At 54.6% G+C, this 8,038-nt stretch carries 9 protein-coding genes and 1 tRNA gene; 3 read left to right on the top strand and 7 right to left on the bottom strand.

Going from position 1 to position 8,038, the window contains the following annotated elements; all coding sequences use genetic code 11:
* Positions 1–307: 307 nt before the first annotated feature.
* Positions 308–988: a TIGR04283 family arsenosugar biosynthesis glycosyltransferase gene (locus ABJI08_RS04050; protein ID WP_348400546.1), complete on the bottom strand. Its 681-nt coding sequence runs from the start codon at positions 986–988 to the stop codon at positions 308–310.
* A 71-nt stretch (positions 989–1,059) separates the two neighbouring features.
* Between ABJI08_RS04050 and ABJI08_RS04045 the strand changes: the two genes are divergently transcribed.
* Complete coding sequence (locus ABJI08_RS04045; RefSeq protein WP_348400545.1) at positions 1,060–1,800, top strand: folate-binding protein; 741 nt, start codon at positions 1,060–1,062, stop codon at positions 1,798–1,800.
* A gap of 60 nt (positions 1,801–1,860) precedes the next feature.
* Here the strand turns inward: ABJI08_RS04045 and efp are convergent, their stop codons facing one another.
* Positions 1,861–2,424: an elongation factor P gene (gene efp / locus ABJI08_RS04040; protein ID WP_348400544.1), complete on the bottom strand. Its 564-nt coding sequence runs from the start codon at positions 2,422–2,424 to the stop codon at positions 1,861–1,863.
* A 217-nt stretch (positions 2,425–2,641) separates the two neighbouring features.
* Between efp and ABJI08_RS04035 the strand changes: the two genes are divergently transcribed.
* Positions 2,642–2,962: a DUF6280 family protein gene (locus ABJI08_RS04035; protein WP_348400543.1), complete on the top strand. Its 321-nt coding sequence runs from the start codon at positions 2,642–2,644 to the stop codon at positions 2,960–2,962.
* An 81-nt stretch (positions 2,963–3,043) separates the two neighbouring features.
* Here the strand turns inward: ABJI08_RS04035 and ABJI08_RS04030 are convergent, their stop codons facing one another.
* The 3 genes from ABJI08_RS04030 to ABJI08_RS04020 form a co-directional block, all read right to left on the bottom strand.
* A complete protein-coding gene (locus ABJI08_RS04030; RefSeq protein ID WP_348400542.1) occupies positions 3,044–4,069 on the bottom strand; it encodes a hypothetical protein in 1,026 nt (341 codons plus the stop codon).
* 74 nt (positions 4,070–4,143) lie between these two features.
* Positions 4,144–5,562, bottom strand: coding sequence for a TolC family outer membrane protein (locus ABJI08_RS04025; protein WP_348400541.1), 1,419 nt, complete (start codon positions 5,560–5,562; stop codon positions 4,144–4,146).
* Between the two features lie 38 nt (positions 5,563–5,600).
* Complete coding sequence (locus ABJI08_RS04020; protein ID WP_348400547.1) at positions 5,601–6,254, bottom strand: protein-L-isoaspartate O-methyltransferase; 654 nt, start codon at positions 6,252–6,254, stop codon at positions 5,601–5,603.
* Between the two features lie 235 nt (positions 6,255–6,489).
* Here ABJI08_RS04020 and ABJI08_RS04015 point away from each other — a divergent pair.
* A tRNA-Cys gene (locus ABJI08_RS04015) sits at positions 6,490–6,563 on the top strand.
* Between the two features lie 68 nt (positions 6,564–6,631).
* Here the strand turns inward: ABJI08_RS04015 and ABJI08_RS04010 are convergent.
* On the bottom strand, positions 6,632–7,663 hold the full coding sequence (locus tag ABJI08_RS04010; RefSeq protein WP_348400540.1) for a tyrosine-type recombinase/integrase: 1,032 nt from the start codon (positions 7,661–7,663) through the stop codon (positions 6,632–6,634).
* Positions 7,660–7,851, bottom strand: coding sequence for a hypothetical protein (locus ABJI08_RS04005; protein WP_348400539.1), 192 nt, complete (start codon positions 7,849–7,851; stop codon positions 7,660–7,662). The genes ABJI08_RS04010 and ABJI08_RS04005 overlap by 4 nt, the downstream gene beginning before the upstream one ends.
* Between the last annotated feature and the right edge of the window lie 187 nt (positions 7,852–8,038).

Below are 8,038 nucleotides of genomic sequence, written 5' to 3'. Positions count from 1 at the left end.
ATCGACTCTCCGCGTTGCCACCGATCCCACATCTCGGACTTCTGTTCGTCAGTGTAAAACGTCCTTGTGCGATACTTCATCTCCAACACTCCATCTTTCAAAAGAGACTAAAGTGTTGCACTCACCCGTTGAAACCGCCCCCACACACCCGGCCTTCGCTGTCCCAATTGAGCTACTGTCTGCGGTGATCAAAATCGCTCTCAAGCAGAGCAAATGTTTACAGTACAGATTTCGTGCAAGTTCAAATGGTACAGATACCCCAAGATTCCTTAGCACAGGACTCCGCCCCTATACGCAACTGATCTCACTATCGACGATATGCCGCCGCAAGGCGTTCCGGAGACACGCCAGCAAGATAGCGCAGCAATGTCCAGATATTGCGCGCGCCACGGCGTAGCCATCCGGCTTTGCGATATTTGTCGGCACTGGTTTGTGCAACGCCGTCCAAACGCGACAGCTGACCCGACAACGACCGCGCCAGCGCGACATCTTCCATCAACGGGACGTCCGGATATCCGCCCGCGTGATCATACATGTCCTTGCTGATCAGCAATCCCTGATCGCCATAAGGCAAGCCGAATACCCGGGACCGCAAATTCGCCCAGCCAGCGACCACGCGCGGCGCAAACCCGGTCGCATCAAACTTTAACTGGAAATACCCGGCCTTTTCAGGCCCGCTCAGATGGGCCGTTACAGCTTCGGTCCACCCCGGCGCCAAACATGTATCGGCGTGCACAAACAGCATCCAGTCGCCACGTGCAGCCGCCGCGCCTGTTCGCAATTGCCCCCCGCGCGATGCATTGGTCTTTAGAATTGTCGCCCCGGCATCGTCGGCCAATTTGCACGTAGCATCCTGAGATCCGCCATCCGCGACAATCAATTCCCGGATAATCCCCGCCTGCACCCCTTCAAAAAGCGCAGCCAGACAGCCCGGAAACGCCTGTTCAGCGTTCAATGTCGGAATTATCACCGAAATCGGTGCGCGCATTTCTCTCTCCTACCCTGTTGTGCGGCTGCAAAGCTTCTATATGAACAAGACGTGCAAGAACAGGAACCGCGATGACACGCTCCAGAACACTCTTTCGCCTCTCCGGCGCGGATACAGACCGCTTTCTTCAGGGCCTGATCACCAATGACATGGACCATCTGACAGATGGTCTTTTGTATGCGGCCTTGTTGACACCTCAGGGCAAATATATCGCGGACTTCTTTCTGACGCGCGACGGGTCTGATGTGTTGCTGGACGCGGATACCGAACAGGCGCCGGCGTTGGTGGCGCGCCTGAGTATGTTTAAGCTGCGCGCAGATGTCACGATCACGCCAACCGACCTGCATATGCATCGCGGCACCGGACCAAGCCCGGCTGACGGGTTCAGCGACCCCCGCTGTGCAGCTTTGGGTTGGCGCGCCTATCGCGACAGCCCGCAAACAGATGATACCACCGACTGGGATGCACTGCGTGTCGCGCATGCGATACCAGAAGCAGGCGTGGAACTCGCACAGGACAGTTATATCCTCGAACAGGATTTCGAACGTCTGAACGGCGTGGATTTCCGCAAGGGATGCTATGTCGGACAAGAAGTCACCGCGCGCATGAAACACAAGACAGAGCTTCGTAAGGGGCTCGCTTTGGTTGAAGTCACTGGCCGCGCGCCGTCCGGCACCCCAATTATGCGCGCCGCAAAAGAAGTCGGTACGCTTTTCACGCAGTCAAATGGCAAAGCGCTCGCGTATCTCAGGTTTGACCGCGCTGGCGAAGGAATGAAAGCGGCAGATGCCGAGGTTTCTTTTTCCCGCTGACAACCCGCAAAAGCAAAAGGCCCGCACATTGGCGGGCCCTTTCAAAAATTTCAGCCCGCATCAGGCGCGTTCTGAATATTCCATCGATTCTGTGTTTACGACGATGTCTTCATCCTGCCCGACAAACGGCGGCACCATTACACGCACGCCATTGTCCAACAAAGCGGGTTTGAACGAATTGGCCGCTGTCTGACCTTTGACCACTGGTTCGGTTTCCACGATCTTGCAAACAACCTTTTGCGGCAACGACGCGTTCAGGGCTTCGCTGTCATAGAACTCGACCTTGATCGTCATCCCGTCCTGCAGGAAAGGGCGTCGATCGCCCAAAAGTTCTGCAGGCAACTGAATTTGCTCGTAGGTTTCCGTGTCCATGAAAACCAACATTCCGTCATCTTCATACAGGAACTGCTGGTCTTTCTGATCCAAACGCACGCGCTCAACCTTGTCGGCACTGCGGAAACGCTCGTTCAGCTTTGAGCCGTTGCGCAGATTGCGCATTTCGACCTGTGCGAACGCGCCACCCTTACCGGGTTTGACGTGGTCCACTTTGACGGCGGCCCAAAGACCTCCGTTATGCTCCAGAACATTTCCGGGGCGAATTTCGTTTCCGTTGATCTTGGGCATGTCATAAAACCATGGCAGAAAGGTTGATCCAATTTCCTCCGATCCTATATCTTGCAGGCTGAGGTCTGGCAAGATGCTGTATTTCGTGCTGCACCTGCAGAATGCCATGCAAATTTTGCATATTAGCTATGCAAAAACAGCCTATTCGAATCAGCGTAAGTACGCCATAAGGAGCGGCACGCCGAAAACACAAGAGCAATAATACAAGGACGACGAGATGACCGATTTCGTTGATGGAGCGGCTTTTAATAACGAACAGGGCAACCGCGCTCGCAAACTATTTGCAGCCGTTGTTCTGGCCGCGTTGGATGACGCCATTGCTGACGACAAGAAATATGGCAATGGCCCCGAACAGATCGCCCGCTGGGCGCGCTCGCGCGATGGTCGCGAAGTGCTTTCCTGCGCCGGTATTGACCCGAACGAACGTGTCGTTTCGGGACTGATGGAATTTGTCGACAAAGGTGTTCGTACATCTGTCGCGCTGTCTCGCGAAGAAAGCGAACGTCGCAATGCGGCTGCTCAGGCCGAAGCCGCCTGATCAAACAGACGCATTCCAAACAAAAAGCGGCGCGCCTAAAATGGGCGCGCTGCTTTTTCTTTGCGTGTTGGTCAAGGGTTTTTAGTCCAGATCGTGCGCAGCCAAAGCTCTGTGGATTTCGCGGCGAACCAACTTGCGGACATTGCGGGTAATGCGTTCACCCAGCGCGCCTTGCAATTCCTGACGCACAATATCTGCTACCATCTCGCGCAGAATTTCCTCGTCGATGACGGCAGGCTCATCCACGACCTCGCCCAGATCTGGCAAAAGCGTCGCCTCAACCTCATCAATTATTTCGGCGTGCAGCGACTGTTCAAACGAATGCAACCTATGGTCATCCGTTTCTTGCAGATCGCTTTCTTTCCAAGCTTCTGCCTGCGTATTCGTGCCAGCATAATCGCTATCGCCCGGCGCATCAGGTTCTTCAACCCCTTCGTCACTGCCAGAATCACGCCATTGTACGATTCTGGAGTTCAGAACCTGCTGGAAATCAAACGGAGCCTCGCCGTCTTCACCAACCGTCTCTAGGTCGCCAATGTCCTCAACGGCATCTTGGTCATCAGCGGCTTCAAACGAGTCACCTACAGCGCCCGTCGACGTTTCATCTTGCTCTTCTTCGAAATCATGTTCTTCGGGAACCTCCAAATCTGCGCGCATGTCGTCCTGCGAATCATCGTCATCTGCACTGTTTTGGAAACTCTCTTGCGCAAAGATGTCCTCGGATGCGAATACGTCCTCGTCCTCTACGTCAGCATCAGCGTTCTCAATCGGTTCATCGTCTTCTACAGGCTCATCGTTCCAATCAGGAGAGGCGTCTAAGGCGTCTTCAAATGCGCTGGCATTATCGTCTTCTTCATTTTCACCATGAGTGTCCGACGCCGTATCGTCTTCAAAAACGTCCTCCGGTTCCGTCACCCGCAATGCAGGTGTCAGAACCAGCGCCGATGGCAACGTGTCCTCGGGCTGTTCAAAACGGTCTTGCGTCTCGTTAGACACCTCAACAACCGACGGTGCGGCGGCAGGAGCAACACTGCGATTCTCCGAAACAAGGCGGCGAATTGACGTCAAAACGTCTTCAATCTCTGGATTGGTTACCGGGTCAGGCATTTGGATGTACCACTCTTTCCTCGATGTGAGTGTAGCGGTTGCCCGCTCACCACACAACCGATAGGAAAAAGTTGTTACTCTTTCCCCAACGCTTTCAGCACTTTGTCCAGTTGCTTTCCACGTTTGGTCAGTTCCGCCGGTGCGTCTTTGACCAGATTGTAATAGGCCTCAGGATCGTATTGCTCGACGCGCAGGTTCAGATGATCCACCGTCAAAAGCCCCATCGATGACAGAACACTGTATGCTGCGATGTATTGCGCAGCCTGCGCTGCAATCAGGTTTGACTCTGCATCCAGCAAATCTTGTTCAGCTGTCAAAACATCCAGCGTGGTCCGAGCACCCAGCTTTGCTTCTTCACGCACACCTTCGAAAGCAATCCTTGACGCTTCGACCTGACGTTCGCTCGACACGATGGCCGCGCCTGCAGCAGTTAAAACGGCCCAAGAGCTGCCTGCCTGCTGGCGGATGCTATGGCGTGCCACATGTAGCGATGCACGGGCGGCGTCACGTTGCGCCATTGATCGCCGTACAAGCGACGACAACCGACCACCCTGATAAATCGGGCCAGACAGGCTAAACCCAATAGAAGACCCATTCGAAAAATTGTCATTTCCGAGATCCTGAGAAGTCGACAAGCGCGCCGTCAGGCTGATTTCCGGTGCCATGTCTGATTTGGCACGCAACACATTCAGCTCTGCCGCTGAAATCTCGTGTTGAACGCGGATCATTTCGGGATGGGACCGGATCGCCACAGCTTTGGCGTCATCCATCGATTTGGCGGTATAGGGCAGCCTTGTCGGCGTCACCAGATTGCCGGGTCGATGGCCAACAGCCGCCGCATAAAACTCTTGGCTTTGCATCAGGTCGCCTTGCGCCGCTGACAATGCCGCCCGCGCGCCTTCAAGGCTGGCCTCGGACAACGCAACGTCAGTGCGCGTGACTTCACCAACTTCAAACCGATCCTTGGCAGCCTGCAGTTCCCGCTCCAGCAGGCGCAGGTTGTTTTGTCTCAGCAACACAATTTCCGTGTCGCGTATCACGAACATGAACGATTGCATCGCGTCAAACAGCACAGATTGCTCTGTCGAGATCAGCGCCTGACGTGTCGCAAGAACGGTTTCCTTCGCCGAATCAACAGCCAGTCGCGTTCCACCGCCGTCAAACACCAAAAGATCGAAGGACAGTCCAATGGCCGCATCGGTCGAATTAGAGTGGAAACTGGATGGTGACGAACTGGAAGTCCGGCTACTACTGTAGGAACTGCCAACTTCTCCGAACCAGCTGATCAACGGGCGCAACAAGGCCAGAGTAGAAGCAACGTCTTCGTCTGCTGCCCGCAACAAGGCCCTGTTCTGATCAAGCAGACCACTATGTTGATACGCCGCCGCCATTGCATCGGAAAGCGTCTCGGAAGAAGCGGATGCAACTGAAATGACTGACACGCTCAGCGCCAAGGCGCCTGTGCGAACCGCTCTATGCACGCGATGGAACATATAACCCTCTACCTTTTGCAGTCCGGTTTTTTCAGACCTTATAATTCGAACGCGTGGTGCTTTTCAAAGCCCGGCAAGACCGGAGCCCCCGCATTAAATGCATAGCGCCAGTTGATTTCGCCGTCGATCTTGTAACCGATACGAACAACCCCAAGCGCCCCCTCAATGAACAACGTGACGATACGGCCGCCTTCTTTCAACTGCGAAGTCAGCGATTCGGGTAAAAATTCCACGCCGCCCTGAACAACTATGGCGTCATAAGGCCCGTGCTCAGCAGCCCCTTCGGTCAGTGGCGCTGTGTGGACAACGGCATTATCCACGCCATTCTCTGCCAAAGTGCTCTGCGCTTCGCTCGCGCGGCCTTCTTCATCCTCAACCGCGATCACGGCTTCGGCCATACGTGCAATAACGGCGGCCGAGTAGCCCAGACCAGAGCCGATGTCCAAAACCAGATCGTCTTTTTGCAGGTCCAGCGCATCCAGCATTTTGGCCAATGTGCGTGCATCCAGAATGACCCGCCCCTGATCCAGCGCAATGTGATCGCCTGCATAAGCGGCATCTCGATGATCGCGCGGCACAAAAGCTTCGCGCGGCACATTCAACAACGCTTCGATAACTGTGTACTTTGTGACATCAGACGGGCGCACCTGGGTGTCTACCATGGTGGTACGGAGGGCAGTGTAATCGGTCATACCAAACTCGTTTGCTTTGACTGGAGTTGCACTCTCTTGCCACAACTGCCCCCGCTCGGCAACGTCCGACCCTCGGTTTTCCGCGATTAGGCCCGCGTCATATGGCCTGTCACCATGTATTTTGGCTTCGGACATGGCCAAAAGGGGCTCCGTATTGCAAAAAAAGGCCTTGCACCGCATTGTAAATCGGATCATTTAGACGCCACTCTCAGGCATGCTCTGAGACACCACGGATGGCGAGTTGGCGGAGTGGTGACGCAGCGGATTGCAAATCCGTGTACACCGGTTCGATTCCGGTACTCGCCTCCAATAAAATCAATGGCTTGCGTCATCCTTCCTCTCCTTCACTGCCATTTTTGAAACAACCGTTGAAACTTTCACGTTTCGCTCTTGCTTCGTTCCATTTGATTTCTTGCCTCTTGAGCGCGCTTCGCGAGCTCTCTTTGCCGGATCGGCCCACCGTACTTTTTCAGCATCTCGACGCCTGAATGGCCGGTGACGGCCTTGACCATCTCGTCATCACATCCAGCCAGATAAAGCTCGATCGTCGCGTTTTTCCTGAGCCCGTGTGTTTTGTAGTAGCTCGCCTTCTCGTGCTTCATCTTCTTTTTGATGGCACGCACTTCCTCGGCGACTATACGGTAGCTCACTGATCGACCCTTCGCGTCGGTCACAACAGTGCCGTCTGTTCGCACAATTCCGTCTAGATGGGCCTTCAGCCGGTCGGTAAGCGGGATCCACAGCGGCTTGTCGGTTTTGCCCTGAGTGAAATCGAACCCTTCGTCGGAAAAGTGTGCCCACTTCATCTTCACGACATCGCCGATACGCTGGCCTGTGCCAACGCAAAGCTCGTAGACCAACCGTGCCCGCTTTGAAGCCAGCGCTTCAAACTCTTCCCGAACATCATCTGGCCACGGCTCCCAGCCGTCGCTCTGCTGCTTGAAAAGCGGAATACCCTTCGTCGGATTGCCGTGCTCTTTCTTGATGAAGCCGATCAACCGGGCGTGATTCATCAAGACGACCATAACCTGAACGAGATAGTTGGCTTGCCGCCAATGATCCGCATTTGCCCGATGCAGTTCATAAATGTGGTGGGTTTCGATCCTAGCCGGGTCTTTGTCGGCCCAGATCTCACGAATGTGACTGATGTACCGCCGATAATCGGATCTCGTCCGAGGCTTCAGCTTCTTGTAGGCGTCACTCTCGTAGTAGCTAAGAATCAACGCCTCAAAATTGCGTTTCACCGGCGCTGGCGTTGGTTTTCCCTTCAGCAGGCGATTGTAATGATCCCAAAATTCCGGCGTGCCCGCTTCCTCGTGCATCATGACCGAGATACCGCGTGAACGCCGGATGAACCGGAGATACCCCCTGTCACGATAGACGTATTTTGGCAGGCTCTTGCGGGTCATTCGCCCATTCTCAAGTCACTGTTGAGAAAGTCGTCTGCGGCCTCTGGAGCTATCATGTTGGCATCGACGATGACGCTGCCATCAGGCTTGATCTCGAATTTCGCGCGCTGCCAACCTGCCTCCCGCGCCTCGCGGATAAAGGCCGAGGCTGCCTGTTTCGCCATTGTCTGCACACTAGCTTTGGTCATCTTATCGACACCTCTCTCACCTCGTTAACAACGCGCATTATCACCTTGATGTTGAATGTCATTGAGAACTGACCCGGTAGCCCCCCAAATTGTCACTGAGAATTGACCCATGTGAACACATGGCCCTGACGTTTTTGTTCAGGGAGATTTGGAGTGATCGACATGGGATTTTTGAGTGTCATTCGAC

Origin of the sequence: Shimia sp. (assembly GCF_039969785.1) — a bacterium.
Classification (GTDB): domain Bacteria; phylum Pseudomonadota; class Alphaproteobacteria; order Rhodobacterales; family Rhodobacteraceae; genus Shimia.
The sequence above is the reverse complement of the archived record's forward strand: the minus strand, read 5'-3'. Positions and strand labels throughout refer to the sequence as shown.